The organism is Leclercia sp. UBA2479, from assembly GCF_002341985.1.
Classification (GTDB): Bacteria; Pseudomonadota; Gammaproteobacteria; order Enterobacterales; family Enterobacteriaceae; genus Enterobacter; species Enterobacter pneumoniae.
On record NZ_DDPB01000006.1, the window covers coordinates 391,206 to 406,307 of the forward strand.

Sequence of the window (15,102 nt, forward strand, 5' to 3'; positions counted from 1 at the left end):
ATGTTATGCTTGTACTCGTTTAAGAGTACAACAGGCGGCATAACATGACCCAGCATTCCCCGTATTCCTCGGCAATGGCCGAACAACGCAACCAGGAGTGGCTTCGTTTTGTGGAGCTGCTTCGTCAATCTTATGAGCAAGACTTGCACTTACCGCTGCTGCAGTTAATGCTCACCCCCGATGAGCGCGAAGCGCTGGGCACGCGGGTGCGTATTATCGAAGAGCTTCTGCGCGGTAAGATGAGCCAGCGCGAGCTGAAAAGCGAACTTGGCGCCGGTATTGCCACCATCACCCGAGGCTCAAACAGCCTGAAATCGGCTCCCGTAGAGCTTCGTCACTGGCTCGACTCTGTTCTACTGGGCGATCAGCGATAGATAGCGTTGTGGAACGGACTCAACGCCAGGATCACCGCCTGGTGATAGACGCTCGCGCGCGTGAGTGCCCCGGCAGTAAAGACACCGATCGCCCCCTCTTTACGACCAATCTCATCGATGCCGGTGTAGTGCGACATCACCGGCCCGAGCGCTTCACCTTCTTGCACTTTTCTTAAAATCTTCTCGGGTAACGGCAGGGTTGCGGAGCGGGCTTCGCCGCGCTGATCCCGGCTTTCAATCACCACCCAACTGAATGTCGCCCCTTCGTCGATACCGGCTTCAATGGCGACCCAAAAATCGGCGTCCGGTATCGCGGCTTTGGCATTGGCAATGCGATTACGTGCGCCAGCCCGTGTTTCTTCACTGCCGAAAGGCTGTTCCGGGACGCCGCTCTCGACGCTGACGGCGTCAATGTGGCACGATCTTTCGCCGTAGATCTCTTCAAAAGCCTTTAGAATTGCCTGAATTTTGGCAGGATTAGTGGTAGCAGAGACAACATGGTGCATAATTGAACTCGATTCAAAAAAAACTCATCGCAGTATAACGGAAAATAACATGTTACAGGTTTACCTTGTTCGCCACGGTGAAACGCAGTGGAACGCCGAGCGACGTATTCAAGGCCAGTCAGACAGTCCTCTCACCTCCAAAGGGGTGGAACAAGCGTGGCAAGTAGCGGAGCGTGCAAGAACGTTGGGGATCACCCACGTCATTGCCAGCGACCTGGGCCGCACTCAACAAACGGCGCGCATTATCGCAGATGCCTGCGGATGCGAGATCACCCTGGACTCTCGCCTGCGCGAACTGGACATGGGTGTGCTGGAGCAGCGTCACGTCGATTCCCTGACAGAAGAAGAGGAGAACTGGCGTAGAACGCTGGTTAACGGTACGGAAGATGGACGTATTCCTGAAGGTGAGTCCATGCTTGAGCTGAGCCAGCGTATGCACGCGGCGCTGGGAGAGTGCCTGAAGCTGCCGGAGGGGAGTCGTCCGTTGCTGGTAAGCCATGGTATGGCGCTGGGCTGCCTGGTGAGTACTATTTTAGGACTGCCGGCGTACGCTGAGCGCCGCCTGCGTCTGCGCAACTGCTCGCTTTCCCGTATCGACTATCAGGAAAGCCCGTGGCTGGCGTCGGGATGGGTGGTGGAGATGGCAGGGGACATTTCGCATCTGGATGCCCCTGCACTGGACGAACTGCAGCGTTAACGACGAATCGGAATCAGGTATTCGCAGCGCAGGTCGATTGGGCGTTCGTCCGGCTTCACATCGGTGGCCGGGTAGTAACGCTCAATGTCCTGCCCTTTACGGCGGTTCAGATTGAGCATAGGCATGCAGGTGCCGTAAACCGTCAGAATGAAATCCTGCACCCCGGTTCCCAGCCCTTCATAGGTGAACATCACATACTCACCGCCTTCCACTACCACCGGTTTGGCATCATGGACATGGCCGTTGGCCATCTCTGGCGTCAGCGCGGTAGTGTAGAACACCTCTTGTTCGTCATCTTTTTCCTGGCTCGGACGCGTTTCGTTCAGGCCATACAGCAGCGGCGGGATGGCCGGGGCATGGCTCAGGAAGTCACGCCAGAACTGTACGCGCATCTGATGACGAAACTCTGAAATCTGCTCCAGTGAGCAGGAGTAGCTCTGCGTGGTGCCGATAAGGTGCGTTTCAGGCAGGGTAATGAATTCATGCTTAGGCATAGTGAATTCACCCATGCGCAGCGGCGGTCGCATCCCAAAGGAGTTCCAGTCCGGCGAGCGGCGATAGAGCGCCGGCGTGAGCGAGAACTGCTTTTTAAAGGCTCGGGTAAAGGTTTGCTGCGAGTCGAAACGGTATTGCAGCGCGATGTCCAGAATCGGACGCGCGGTAAGGCGAAGCGCGACGGCTGATTTAGAGAGCCGACGAGCGCGGATATAGGCACCGATAGCGTGGCCGGTGACATCTTTGAACATCCGTTGTAAATGCCACTTGGAATAACCCGCTTTTGCCGCCACATTATCAAGTGACAAAGGTTGGTCCAGGTGGCCTTCCAGCCAGGTAAGCAGATCGCGAATAATTCCAGACTGATCCATATACTATCCTCATCCTTAAAACAGCAAGAGCCCTGCTAACAGGTTAGCGGATAATAGCATTTTTTGATGTTTAAGCATTCGGTGTTTTTTTTGCGCATTGATGCGTTTTGACCAGTGGATATGAGAACTATTTTCTAATCCTGTGATCTTGCTACCTTTTTCTACTCACGTGTTGAATAATTACGCAACGCAATTTTCTGATATGGTAACAATATGAAATACAAGAGTTTGATCGCTTTCACGCTCCTTTTTGCTGGCGCTCATTCCGCGCTGGCCGAGCAAATTGGTTCCGTTGACACCGTTTTTAAAGTCTTTGGCCCTGACCACAAAATCGTGGTTGAAGCTTTCGACGATCCTGATGTGAAGAATGTGACTTGCTACATCAGTCGGGCAAAGACGGGCGGCATCAAGGGCGGCCTGGGGCTGGCTGAAGATACCTCCGATGCGGCTATTTCTTGCCAGCAGGTGGGCCCTATTGAGCTCAGCGACAAGATCAAAAAGGGTAAGACAGAAGGGGATGTGGTCTTCCAGAAACGCACGTCATTGGTCTTCAAAAAACTGCAGGTCGTGCGTTTTTACGATGCAAAGCGCAACACCCTGGCCTACCTGGCCTACTCCGATAAAGTGGTAGAAGGATCGCCGAAAAACGCGCTCAGCGCGGTGCCAATTATGCCGTGGCATTAATATAAGGACGCAGCATGCAGCAACCGTTGATATGGCTGGTTGAGGATGAAGCCAGCATTGCCGACACCCTCATTTATATGCTTTCGCAGGAGGGGTTTAGGGTCAAAGCGTTTGCCAGGGGTCTGCCTGCGCTGGAGGAAGCCCGGCATCAACTTCCGGCGCTGGCAATCCTTGACGTTGGTTTGCCTGATATCAGCGGTTTTGAGCTGTGCCGCCAGCTGCTGGCGCAGCATCCTCTGCTGCCGGTGTTATTTCTCACTGCCCGCAGTGATGAGGTGGATAAGCTGCTGGGTCTGGAGATGGGGGCCGATGACTATGTGGCGAAGCCCTTCTCACCACGTGAAGTGTGCGCCCGGGTCCGGACTATTCTGCGGCGCTTGCAGAAATTCTCCACACCTGCAGAGATCGTACACATCGGACAGTTTGCGCTTAATGAGCCCGCGGCGCACATCAGCTGGTGCGGCAAACCGCTGCAGCTGACCCGCTATGAATTTTTACTCTTGAAGACGCTGCTGCGTGCCCCAGGACGCGTCTACTCACGGCAGCAGCTGATGGACATGGTCTGGGGAGATGAGGGCGACAGTTTTGACCGCACCGTAGATACTCACATCAAAACCTTGCGCGCCAAGCTGCGGGCTATCAATGGCGATTTGTCACCCATTTGCACCCATCGTGGGCTCGGCTACAGTCTGGGTCTGAATTAATGCGCATCGGAATGCGGTTGTTACTGGGTTATTTTTTGATTGTGGCGATCGCCGCCTGGTTTGTGCTCTCCATCTTCGTACAAGAGGTCAAACCTGGGGTTCGCCGCGCCACCGAAGGGACGCTCATCGATACCGCTACGTTACTGGCCGAAGTCGGGCGCGACGACCTGCTGTCGGGCGACCCGCTAAACGGCAAGCTGGCCCAGGCATTTTCCCGGCTCGCTGCGCGCCCGTTTCGCGCCGATATTGGCGGGATTCATAAAGTCCGTAACGAGTATCACGTCTACATGACCGATGCCCAGGGGCGAGTGGTGTTTGACTCCGCTGGCAAAGCCGTGGGGCAGGATTATTCGCGTTGGAATGATGTCTGGCTGACGCTTCGCGGTGAATACGGCGCCCGGAGCACGCAGAGCAACCCCGCAGATCCCGAAAGCACAGTAATGTATGTGGCCGCTCCGGTAACGGAGAACGACAAAATTATTGGCGTACTGAGCGTTGGCAAACCCAATAGCGCAATGGCACCGGTGATCAAGCGCAGTGAGCGCCGTATTCTGTGGGCCGGTGGCGCTTTGCTGGGTATTGCCCTGATTATTGGCCTGGCGGTGGCCTGGTGGATTAACCGTTCGATAAGCGCGCTGTCACGCTATGCCGATTCCGTCAGCGGCGACAACCCGCTACCGCTGCCCGATCCCGGAAGTAGCGAGCTTCGCAAACTGGCGCAGGCGCTGGAGAATATGCGTATGCGTCTGGAAGGTAAAAATTACATAGAGCAGTATGTTCACGCCCTGACCCATGAGCTGAAGAGCCCCCTAGCCGCCATTCGCGGCGCGGCAGAAATCTTACGGGAATTGCCCCCGCCGGATGTCACTGCGCGCTTTACGGATAACATCCTGGTGCAAAATGCGCGGATGCAGACGCTGGTCGAAAAGCTGCTGGCGCAGGCGCGGCTGGAAAACCGTATCGAAATCAGCGCTACGGCTGTTTCGGTGGATGCACTGTTCCGCCGCCTCCTTGATGCCCGTGCTGCACAGATTCAGGCGAAAAAGCTTAACGTCATCTGCCCGACATCATCGCTGATGGTTCAGGGTGATGAGGAGTTGCTGGAGCAGGCGCTGGGGAATTTGCTGGATAACGCGATGGATTTCTCGTCGCCAGAAGGAACCCTTGCGTTTGCGGCCCGCGAAGCGCATCAGCGGGTTATGCTGTGCGTGACGGACAGCGGCAGTGGGATCCCTGACTACGCCCTGCAGCGCGTATTCGAGCGCTTTTACTCCTTACCGCGGGAAAACGGCCTTAAGAGCAGTGGGCTGGGGCTGGCCTTTGTGCAGGAAGTGGCGCGCCTTCATCAGGGAGAGATCCATCTTCACAACCGCAAAGAGGGTGGGTTAGAGGCCGTACTGGAACTTCACCGTCCCTTCACATAACTTCAAATTACCCGCACAGAGCTGCCGTACGCTTTCTCCATCACAAAGGAGAAGGTTATGAAAAAATCCCCCCTGTTCTGGAAAGTTACTACCCTTATCGGCTGCATTATGCTGCTGCTCGTTCCCTTGCTGATGGTCAGTAACCTGACCGATGAGCGCGCCAGCTATCGCGAGGAGGTGGAGAGTGCGCTGCGCCAGAGTACCAGTGGTTCACAGCAGCTGGTGGGCCCGTTAATCGCTATACCGGTTACCGAGGTCTTTTACAAATTCGAGGAGGATAAAAAAGTTGAGCATAAGCGCAGCTCCCTCCATTTTTTGCTGCCGGAATCCCTGGTGGTTGACGGAAATCAGCAGGTTGAGTCCCGGAATATCGGCATTTATGACGGTCAGATTTGGCATACCGATCTTAAGCTTCAGGCGCGGTATAACACCGAAAAACTGGCGCAACTGACAGGCGAAACGCTGACATTGGGGCAGCCGTTTATTGTGGTCGGCGTAGGGGATGCCCGAGGTATTAGCGCGGTGAAAGTATCGCCCGTCAACGGCGAAACGCTCACCGTTGAACCCGGCTCGGGTGTGGCCGGGCAGCTGCCGGGCATTCATATTCCCTTGAGCGGTAAAATTCTGGAAGAGAAAACGATCGCCCTGGAGATGTCACTCAGTCTGAACGGTACAGGAAGCTTCTCGGTGGTGCCCGTAGGGCGCAATAGCCAGCTTAACCTGACGAGTAACTGGCCGCATCCCGGCTTTATGGGTGACTATCTGCCCGTAAAGCGTGACATCACTGCCTCAGGGTTCCAGGCACACTGGGAAAGTAGCTGGTTTGCGAATAACCTTGAAAGCCTGTTCAGCGAGAAAGCCCTCCCCGAATGGCACAACGTCCCTGCGTTTAGCGTCACGGTGGCGACGCCGGCGGATCAATATCAGCTGACGGACCGTGCCATCAAATATGCGATTTTGCTTATTACCCTGACGTTTATGGCCTTTTTCGTCTACGAAACCCTGACCAGGCTGCGTCTGCATCCGATGCAGTATCTGCTGGTTGGCCTGTCGCTAGTGCTCTTTTACCTGGTTTTGCTGGCCTGCTCAGAGCATGTAGGATTCACGCCGGCATGGGTCATTGCCAGCCTGCTGGGAGCAATGATGAACGGCATTTACTTACAGGCGGTGCTCAAAAGCTGGAAGCGCGGCGTCGTTTTCGTCATCGCGTTATTGATGCTGGATACGGTGATGTGGTTCCTGCTGCGTTCTGAAGATAGCGCGCTGCTACTGGGTTCAGGCGTACTGGTGCTGGCGCTGTTTGCAGTGATGTACCTGACGCGTCATCTGGACTGGTATGCGTTTTCAACCGTAAAACCGCGTGAGCCAGATGAGGATTCAATGCGGCTATGGAAATAAAAAAAAAACGGCGCGAGATGCGCCGTTTTTACGTCTTTTGCTGGATTATTCCTGCAAATCACCGCAGAAACGGTAACCTTCACCGTGGATAGTGGCGATGATTTCCGGGGTATCCGGCGTGGATTCGAAATGTTTACGAATGCGACGAATAGTGACATCGACGGTACGGTCGTGCGGCTTCAGCTCACGGCCGGTCATTTTCTTCAGCAGTTCTGCACGAGACTGAATTTTGCCCGGATTTTCGCAGAAGTGCAGCATAGCGCGGAACTCACTGCGTGGCAGTTTATACTGATCGCCATTCGGGCTAACCAGGGAGCGGCTATTGATATCTAATTCCCAACCGTTGAACTTGTAGCTGTCTACGCTGCGGCGCTCTTCGCTGATTGTGCCCAGGTTCATGGTACGGGACAGCAGGTTGCGCGCACGAATGGTCAGCTCGCGAGGGTTGAAAGGTTTGGTGATGTAGTCATCCGCACCGATCTCCAGGCCGAGGATTTTATCCACTTCATTGTCGCGGCCTGTCAGGAACATCAGCGCCACGTTCGCCTGCTCACGCAATTCGCGCGCCAGCAGAAGGCCGTTTTTCCCGGGCAGATTGATGTCCATAATAACCAGGTTGATATCATTTTCAGAAAGGATCTGATGCATCTCTGCGCCATCGGTCGCTTCAAAGACATCGTAGCCTTCTGCTTCGAAAATGCTCTTTAACGTGTTGCGTGTTACCAACTCGTCTTCAACGATAAGAATGTGCGGGGTCTGCATGTTTGCTACCTAAATTGCCAACTAAATCGAAACAGGAAGTACAAAAGTCCCTGACCTGCCTGATACATGTCGCAAATTAACATGACCGGCGTAACGTGACTAAAGTACGTAATTGCGTTCTTGATGCACTTTCCATCAACGTCAACAACATCATTAGCTTGGTCGTGGGTGCTTTCCCTCTGGACCCGACAGTGTCAAAAACGGCTGTCATCCTAACCATTTTAACAGCAACATAACAGGCTAAGTGACACCGGACACCCAATAAAACTACGCTTCGTTGACATATATCAAGTTCAATTGTAGCACGTTAACAGTTTGATGAAATCCTCGTAGCGGATTGCTAGCCTTTGTCACAAATTTTCAATAAACCAACTAGTTGCGCTGATTGATTGATAAACGAGGCGAATCCAATGTCCTGCAACATCTTGTAATGATATTATCATTAATAAACATGAGGATAACCAGCTTTTTTTAACATTATCGCTGAAGTTTCGTTCATAAATAGTTTAGCGATTTTAATTTGTTATGAAACGCTATTTCGGTGATTCGTGTTGCAATTTTGTAAATTCGTGCTGCGTAATATGTTGATGGACATCACAATTTTACGCGCTAACTGCCTAAAAAGAGAGCATTAATGCATTTGTCTATCGTGCTGGTAGCCCCGGCAAGAGCGGAAAATATCGGCGCTGCCGCACGCGCTATGAAGACCATGGGGTTTACCGATCTGCGCATCGTAGCCAGCGAAGCGCACCTGGCAGAGGGTGCCCGTCGCGTTGCCCATGGTTCGGGGGAAATACTCGATAATATAACTACTTACGAAACGCTTGAAGCCGCGCTGCACGATGTTTCCTTTACCGTCGCGACCACCGCACGCAGTCGTTCAAAATTCCATTACTATGCGACGCCCGCCGAACTGGTGCCGCTGATGCAGGAAAAAAGCCAATGGATAAATCGGGCGGCGCTGGTCTTTGGAAGGGAGGATTCGGGTCTCACTAATGAAGAACTGGCGCTCGCCGATGTGCTGACAGGGGTGCCTATGGTGGCCGATTATCCTTCACTCAATTTGGGTCAGGCGGTGATGGTTTACTGTTATCAATTAGCTTCCCTAATGCAAATTCCCGCAGCGCCTGTCGACCAGGCAGATGAAAATCAGCTTCAGGCATTGCGTGCCAGGGTAGAACGTCTTTTATCGACGCTGAATGTGGCAGATGATCAAAAAATGGCTGACTGGATAGCCCAGCGCATTGGCTTACTTGAGCAACGAGACACGGCAATGTTGCACCGATTGCTGCACGATATTGAAAAAAAACTGGCAGAGTAAAATTCTGTTATCACTTTTTGTTATGGATAAAGCTCCGGGTTTGGTGAGCTATTTCGGTCCGATCCGGAATGAAATAAACCCCTCAGCAGCGAGACGTAAAAGCTCCCTGTCAGGGGCTTAAAATAGAAATTCGTTGACTTAGCCGCCCGGATACTTTAACCAATATAGGGATACAGCACAGACAGATAATAATTACAGAGTACACAACATCCATGAAACGCATCAGCATCACCACCATTACTACAACCACCATCATTACCACAGGTAACGATGCGGGCTGACGCGTACAGGAAAAACAGAAAAAAGCCCGCACCTGAACAGTGCGGGCTTTTTTTTCGGCCAAAGATCATGAGGTAATACCATGCGAGTGTTGAAGTTCGGCGGTACATCAGTGGCAAATGCAGAACGTTTTCTGCGGGTTGCCGACATCCTGGAAAGCAATGCCAGGCAGGGGCAGGTAGCAACGGTGCTCTCTGCCCCGGCCAAAATTACTAACCATCTGGTGGCGATGATTGAAAAAACCATCGGTGGCCAGGACGCGCTGGTGAATATCAGCGACGCCGAACGCATTTTCGCCGAGCTGTTGCAGGGCCTGGCCGATGCCCAGCCCGGTTTTCCCCTCGCGCAACTGAAAGCGTTTGTTGAGCAAGAGTTCGCGCAGATCAAACACGTACTGCATGGTATCAGCCTGTTAGGGCAATGCCCGGATAGCATCAATGCGGCGCTCATCTGCCGTGGTGAAAAACTCTCTATCGCCATCATGGCAGGCGTACTGGAAGCACGTGGCCATAACGTCACCGTGATCGATCCGGTGGAAAAGCTTCTCGCCGTAGGTCACTACCTCGAATCTACCGTTGATATTGCCGAATCAACCCGTCGTATCGCTGCAGGGAAAATTCCTGCCGACCACATGATCCTGATGGCGGGCTTCACCGCCGGAAATGAGAAAGGCGAGCTCGTCGTGCTGGGGCGTAATGGTTCTGATTACTCTGCCGCGGTACTGGCGGCCTGCCTGCGCGCCGACTGTTGTGAGATCTGGACTGACGTCGATGGGGTCTATACTTGCGATCCGCGCCAGGTGCCGGATGCGCGCCTGCTGAAGTCAATGTCTTACCAGGAGGCGATGGAGCTCTCCTACTTCGGCGCCAAAGTGCTCCACCCGCGTACCATCTCTCCGATTGCCCAATTCCAGATCCCCTGCCTGATTAAAAATACGGGTAATCCGCAGGCACCTGGCACGCTGATTGGGGCGAGCAGCGATGAAGATGGCCTGCCGGTGAAAGGCATTTCTAACCTGAACAACATGGCGATGTTCAGCGTCTCTGGCCCCGGAATGAAAGGCATGGTCGGGATGGCGGCCCGCGTGTTTGCCGCCATGTCGCGCAATGGCATCTCGGTGGTACTGATCACCCAATCCTCTTCTGAGTACAGCATCAGTTTTTGCGTCCCTCAGAGCGACTGTCTGCGTGCACGCCGGGCGCTGGAAGAGGAGTTCTATCTGGAGCTGAAAGAGGAGTTGCTTGAGCCGCTCTCCATTCAGGAGCGTCTGGCCGTTATCTCGGTTGTAGGCGATGGCATGCGTACCCTGCGCGGCATCTCCGCGAAGTTCTTTGCCGCACTGGCTCGCGCCAATATCAACATCGTGGCCATTGCGCAGGGCTCTTCTGAGCGTTCAATCTCCGTGGTGGTGGATAATGACGATGCGACGACCGGTGTGCGCGTTACCCACCAGATGCTGTTCAACACCGATCAGGTGATCGAAGTGTTCCTGATCGGTGTAGGCGGCGTCGGCAGCGCGCTGTTGGAGCAGGTCAAGCGCCAGCAGACGTGGCTGAAGAACAAACATATCGATCTGCGCATCTGTGGCGTGGCGAATTCAAAAGCGCTGCTGACCAACGTGCATGGCCTGAATCTGGAAAACTGGCAGGCTGAACTGGCCGAAGCCAAAGAGCCCTTTAACCTTGGGCGCCTGATCCGCCTAGTGAAAGAGTACCATCTGCTCAACCCGGTCATTGTCGACTGTACGTCGAACCAGGTCGTCGCCGATCAGTACGCCGACTTCCTGCGGGAAGGCTTCCACGTGGTCACCCCGAACAAAAAAGCCAACACTTCGTCGATGGCCTATTACCATCAACTGCGCCACGCAGCGGCAAAATCGCGACGCAAATTCCTTTACGATACCAACGTCGGGGCAGGGCTGCCGGTTATCGAAAACCTGCAAAACTTGCTGAATGCCGGCGATGAACTGCAACGTTTCTCCGGGATCCTCTCAGGCTCGCTCTCGTTCATTTTCGGTAAACTCGACGAGGGCATGAGCCTCTCTGAAGCTACCCGATTAGCCCGTGAGATGGGCTACACCGAGCCGGATCCACGTGATGATCTTTCTGGTATGGATGTGGCGCGTAAGCTGCTGATCCTCGCCCGTGAAACCGGGCGCGAACTGGAGTTGAGCGACATAGTGATCGAACCTGTGCTACCCGCATCCTTCGATGACAAGGGCGACGTGGCTGACTTTATGAGCCGGTTGTCGCAGCTGGACGATCTCTTTGCTGCTCGCGTAGCGAAAGCCCGTGATGAAGGTTGCGTATTGCGCTATGTTGGCAATATCGAAGAGGACGGCGTCTGTCGCGTGAAAATTGCAGAAGTGGACGGTAACGATCCGCTGTTCAAAGTTAAAAACGGCGAGAATGCGCTGGCATTTTACAGTCACTATTATCAGCCATTGCCGTTAGTGCTTCGCGGTTATGGCGCAGGGAATGATGTGACAGCGGCGGGGGTATTTGCCGATCTGTTGCGTACCCTGTCATGGAAGTTAGGAGTTTAAGATGGTTAAAGTTTATGCCCCGGCTTCCAGCGCCAATATGAGCGTCGGGTTTGATGTTCTGGGGGCGGCTGTTACGCCAACCGAGGGCTCTCTGTTGGGCGATATCGTCACTGTCGAAGCGGCTCAGACGTTTAGCCTGCAAAATGTAGGGCGTTTTGCCAGCAAGCTGCCAACGGAACCGCGTGAAAACATTGTTTACCAGTGCTGGGAACGTTTTTGTCAGGAGATAGGGAAAACCGTTCCGGTGGCTATGACCCTTGAAAAGGGGATGCCGATTGGCTCAGGTCTGGGCTCCAGCGCCTGCTCCGTCGTTGCGGCCCTGGTCGCGATGAACGAACACTGCGGCAAACCGCTGAACAATACCCGTCTGCTGGCGCTGATGGGCGAGCTGGAAGGACGCATCTCTGGCAGCATTCATTACGACAATGTGGCCCCTTGCTTCCTGGGCGGCATGCAGTTGATGATTGAAGAGAATGGCATCATCAGTCAGCAGGTCCCCGGCTTTGATGAGTGGCTATGGGTGCTGGCCTATCCGGGCATTAAAGTTTCGACCGCCGAAGCGCGTGCCATTCTGCCGGCGCAGTATCGTCGCCAGGACTGTATCGCGCATGGTCGTCACCTGGCAGGCTTCATTCATGCCTGTTATACCCGTCAGCCTCAACTGGCGGCGAAATTGATGAAAGACGTAATAGCCGAGCCGTACCGCACCAGGCTGCTACCAGGGTTTAACGAGGCGCGTAGCGCCGCCCTGGAGATCGGCGCGGTCGCGTGCGGTATTTCCGGCTCCGGTCCGACGCTGTTCGCACTGTGCGATAAGCCGGATACCGCGCAGCGCGTCGCGGAGTGGCTGGGTAAAAATTACCTGCAAAATCAGGAAGGCTTTGTTCATATTTGCCGTCTGGACACGGCGGGCGCACGAGTACTGGGATAATCGATGAAACTCTACAATCTTAAAGATCACAATGAGCAGGTCAGCTTCGCGCAGGCGGTGACTCAGGGGCTGGGTAAAAACCAGGGGCTCTTCTTTCCGCACGATCTGCCGGAATTTAGCCTGACCGATATTGATGCGATGCTGGAGATGGATTTTGTCAGCCGCAGCACCAAAATTCTCTCCGCGTTTATTGGCGACGAAATTCCGCAGGAGCTGCTGGAAGAGCGCGTTCGCGCGGCGTTTGCCTTCCCGGCGCCGGTGAGCCAAGTGGAGCCGGACGTAGGGTGCCTGGAGCTGTTCCACGGCCCGACCCTGGCATTCAAAGATTTCGGCGGCCGTTTTATGGCCCAGATGCTGACGCACATCAGCGGCGACAAGCCGGTAACCATTCTGACCGCGACCTCCGGTGATACCGGTGCGGCCGTGGCGCATGCGTTTTATGGTCTGAAAAACGTCCGCGTAGTCATTCTCTATCCGCAGGGCAAAATCAGCCCACTGCAGGAAAAACTGTTCTGCACCCTCGGCGGCAATATTGAAACCGTCGCTATCGACGGGGATTTCGATGCCTGCCAGGCGCTGGTAAAACAGGCCTTCGATGACGAAGAGCTGAAAACGGCGCTGGGCCTGAACTCGGCAAACTCCATCAACATCAGCCGTCTGCTGGCGCAAATCTGTTACTACTTCGAAGCCGTGGCGCAGCTGCCGCAGGAAGCGCGTAATCAGCTGGTGGTCTCTGTTCCGAGCGGTAACTTCGGCGACCTGACGGCAGGCCTGCTGGCAAAATCGCTCGGGCTGCCGGTGAAGCGCTTTATCGCCGCCACCAACGCGAACGATACGGTGCCGCGCTTCCTGAAAGAGGGCAAATGGACGCCAAACGCGACGCAGGCGACGCTCTCGAATGCGATGGACGTTTCCCAGCCTAACAACTGGCCACGCGTGGAAGAGCTGTTCCGTCGCAAGATCTGGCGTCTGGGCGACCTGGGCTACGCCTCTGTCACCGATGAAACCACTAAAGAGACCATGCGCGAACTGAAGCAACTGGGATACACCTCCGAGCCGCACGCGGCGGTGGCGTATCGCGCCCTGCGCGATCAACTGAACCCGGGTGAATATGGTCTGTTCCTTGGCACGGCGCATCCGGCGAAGTTTAAGGAGAGCGTGGATGAAATTCTGGGTGAATCGCTGCCGTTGCCAAAAGAGCTGGCGGATCGAGCCGATTTACCGCTGCTCTCCCATACGCTGCCGGCAGACTTTGCCGAGCTGCGTAAGTTGATGATGACGCGCGCGTAAAAGCCCTTAGCAGTGACACAGGCCCGGAAAGGCGAGATCGCCTTTTCGGGCTTTTTTGTGAAGAAATTATGGAGAAAAATAGCAGTAAAAAAGCAGAAATTCCCAATAAATGCGGTAACTTACAGAATAGGATTGCAGAGAATAACGTCCTCTTAACTCCTCGCGTAATCTCCTTACATCGGCCCACGCTGGGCAAGCTGAATAAGGAGTCACCCATGTCTACACTGAAACCTGCTCTCATCGCACTTTCACTGATGCTGGTCGCTCCCATGGCGGTACAGGCATCGGAAATCACGCTGTTACCTGCGGTAAAACTGCAGATTGGCGATCGGGATAATCACGGACACTACTGGGATGGCGGCCACTGGCGCGACCATAGCTGGTGGAAGTCACATTACGAATGGCGTGATAACCGCTGGCGCGCCCATGACGCGCATCGTGACCGCCATGACCACCATGACCACCACGACCGCCGGGACGATCGCCGTCCGGGACCGGGCTGGAAGCACCACTAACAAGAACCCCGCCTGATGGCGGGGTTTGTTATTACTGCTCGTGACGCTTAAAGACTAACTCACCGTTTTCGGAAGCCTCTTCATCGAAGAAGTACCCTTCGCTATTAAACGCGGTCAGCTGTTCCGGTTGTGTCAGGCGATTTTCAATGATGTAACGGGTCATCAGCCCACGGGCTTTTTTGGCGTAGAAGCTAATGACTTTAAACTTGCCGTTCTTCTCATCAAGGAAGACCGGTTTGATGATCACGGCATTCAGTAGTTTTGGCTTCACAGATTTATAGTATTCGTCAGAGGCCAGGTTAATGACGACGTTATCGCCTTGCTCTTTAAGCGCGTCATTCAGCGTCTGGGTAATGGTCTCGCCCCAGAAATGGTAAAGATCTTTGCCTTTCGCATTCTCCAGACGAATACCCATCTCCAGACGGTAGGGCTGCATCAGATCCAACGGGCGCAGCACGCCATACAGACCCGAGAGCATGCGCAGGTGCTTCTGTGCAAAATCGAAGTCAGCTTCGCTAAATGTTTCCGCCTGCAGACCGGTGTAAACGTCACCTTTAAAGGCGAGAATCGCCTGGCGGGCGTTAGCCGGTGTGAAATCGGGATGCCAGTCGTGGAAGCGGGTAGCATTTAAATCCGCCAGTTTATCGCTGATACTCATCAGCTTCGCGATTTGCGGGGCACTGAGTTTGCGCGCTTCGCGAATCAGTTGTTGTGAGTGATCCAACAGCTCAGGCTGGGTATAGCGCTCGGTGGCAAGCGGGCTCTGGTAATCGAGCGTTTTGGCAGGTGAAATCAGAATCAGCATA

General features: G+C 54.4%; 17 protein-coding genes and 1 other annotated feature. Of the genes, 13 read left to right on the top strand and 4 right to left on the bottom strand.

The genetic code is table 11. The features are described 5' to 3' along the window. The first annotated feature begins 44 nt into the window (after positions 1-44). A complete protein-coding gene (trpR, locus tag B3B59_RS06795; protein WP_286808473.1) occupies positions 45-374 on the top strand; it encodes a trp operon repressor in 330 nt (109 codons plus the stop codon). On the opposite strand, the gene yjjX is transcribed toward trpR, so the two are convergent. Beyond that, on the bottom strand, positions 365-880 hold the full coding sequence (gene yjjX, locus B3B59_RS06800; protein WP_233801901.1) for an inosine/xanthosine triphosphatase: 516 nt from the start codon (positions 878-880) through the stop codon (positions 365-367). The two genes, trpR and yjjX, sit on opposite strands and share 10 nt — an antisense overlap. A gap of 49 nt (positions 881-929) precedes the next feature. On the opposite strand from yjjX, the gene gpmB reads away from it, so the two are divergent. Next, the gene (gene gpmB / locus B3B59_RS06805) at positions 930-1,577 is read left to right on the top strand and encodes a 2,3-diphosphoglycerate-dependent phosphoglycerate mutase GpmB (RefSeq protein ID WP_286808474.1); all 648 of its coding nucleotides are present in this window, start codon (positions 930-932) and stop codon (positions 1,575-1,577) included. On the opposite strand, the gene robA is transcribed toward gpmB, so the two are convergent. Further along, positions 1,574-2,443: an MDR efflux pump AcrAB transcriptional activator RobA gene (gene robA / locus B3B59_RS06810; protein ID WP_040077258.1), complete on the bottom strand. Its 870-nt coding sequence runs from the start codon at positions 2,441-2,443 to the stop codon at positions 1,574-1,576. The genes gpmB and robA overlap by 4 nt on opposite strands. Positions 2,444-2,656: 213 nt before the next feature. Between robA and creA the strand changes: the two genes are divergently transcribed. The 4 genes from creA to creD are packed head-to-tail and all read left to right on the top strand — an operon-like array spanning position 2,657 to position 6,653. Next, positions 2,657-3,127, top strand: a complete 471-nt coding sequence (gene creA, locus B3B59_RS06815; protein WP_046885034.1) for a protein CreA — start codon at positions 2,657-2,659, stop codon at positions 3,125-3,127. Between the two features lie 14 nt (positions 3,128-3,141). Further along, positions 3,142-3,831, top strand: coding sequence for a two-component system response regulator CreB (creB, locus tag B3B59_RS06820; protein ID WP_286808475.1), 690 nt, complete (start codon positions 3,142-3,144; stop codon positions 3,829-3,831). Next, positions 3,831-5,255 carry a two-component system sensor histidine kinase CreC gene (gene creC / locus B3B59_RS06825; protein WP_286808476.1) on the top strand — a complete coding sequence of 475 codons (1,425 nt, stop codon included), beginning with the start codon at positions 3,831-3,833 and terminating at the stop codon, positions 5,253-5,255. The genes creB and creC overlap by 1 nt, the downstream gene beginning before the upstream one ends. Positions 5,256-5,312: 57 nt before the next feature. Further along, a complete protein-coding gene (gene creD, locus B3B59_RS06830) occupies positions 5,313-6,653 on the top strand; it encodes a cell envelope integrity protein CreD (protein ID WP_286808477.1) in 1,341 nt (446 codons plus the stop codon). A 45-nt stretch (positions 6,654-6,698) separates the two neighbouring features. Here the strand turns inward: creD and arcA are convergent, their stop codons facing one another. Beyond that, entirely contained in the window at positions 6,699-7,415 is a 717-nt protein-coding gene (gene arcA, locus B3B59_RS06835) for a two-component system response regulator ArcA (protein WP_040077250.1), read from the bottom strand. Between the two features lie 95 nt (positions 7,416-7,510). Here arcA and yjjY point away from each other — a divergent pair, with 95 nt between their 5' ends. The 7 genes from yjjY (at position 7,511) to B3B59_RS06870 (ending at position 14,296) form a co-directional block, all read left to right on the top strand. Next, the gene (yjjY, locus tag B3B59_RS06840; protein WP_085938930.1) at positions 7,511-7,651 is read left to right on the top strand and encodes a protein YjjY; all 141 of its coding nucleotides are present in this window, start codon (positions 7,511-7,513) and stop codon (positions 7,649-7,651) included. Positions 7,652-8,049: 398 nt separating this feature from the next. Then, positions 8,050-8,736, top strand: a complete 687-nt coding sequence (locus tag B3B59_RS06845; protein WP_207292965.1) for a tRNA/rRNA methyltransferase — start codon at positions 8,050-8,052, stop codon at positions 8,734-8,736. 212 nt (positions 8,737-8,948) lie between these two features. After that, positions 8,949-9,017 carry a thr operon leader peptide gene (gene thrL / locus B3B59_RS06850; protein ID WP_072039575.1) on the top strand — a complete coding sequence of 23 codons (69 nt, stop codon included), beginning with the start codon at positions 8,949-8,951 and terminating at the stop codon, positions 9,015-9,017. Further along, positions 8,956-9,073 (top strand) — a sequence feature (Thr leader region). Its footprint overlaps the gene before it by 62 nt. A 24-nt stretch (positions 9,074-9,097) precedes the next feature. After that, positions 9,098-11,560, top strand: coding sequence for a bifunctional aspartate kinase/homoserine dehydrogenase I (thrA, locus tag B3B59_RS06855; RefSeq protein WP_286808479.1), 2,463 nt, complete (start codon positions 9,098-9,100; stop codon positions 11,558-11,560). Position 11,561: 1 nt separating this feature from the next. Further along, the gene (thrB, locus tag B3B59_RS06860; RefSeq protein ID WP_046885028.1) at positions 11,562-12,491 is read left to right on the top strand and encodes a homoserine kinase; all 930 of its coding nucleotides are present in this window, start codon (positions 11,562-11,564) and stop codon (positions 12,489-12,491) included. Between the two features lie 3 nt (positions 12,492-12,494). After that, positions 12,495-13,781: a threonine synthase gene (thrC, locus tag B3B59_RS06865; RefSeq protein ID WP_046885027.1), complete on the top strand. Its 1,287-nt coding sequence runs from the start codon at positions 12,495-12,497 to the stop codon at positions 13,779-13,781. 215 nt (positions 13,782-13,996) lie between these two features. Beyond that, complete coding sequence (locus tag B3B59_RS06870; RefSeq protein ID WP_046885026.1) at positions 13,997-14,296, top strand: DUF2502 domain-containing protein; 300 nt, start codon at positions 13,997-13,999, stop codon at positions 14,294-14,296. A 31-nt stretch (positions 14,297-14,327) separates the two neighbouring features. On the opposite strand, the gene yaaA is transcribed toward B3B59_RS06870, so the two are convergent. Beyond that, complete coding sequence (gene yaaA / locus B3B59_RS06875) at positions 14,328-15,101, bottom strand: peroxide stress protein YaaA (RefSeq protein ID WP_286808481.1); 774 nt, start codon at positions 15,099-15,101, stop codon at positions 14,328-14,330. Position 15,102 lies beyond the last annotated feature (1 nt).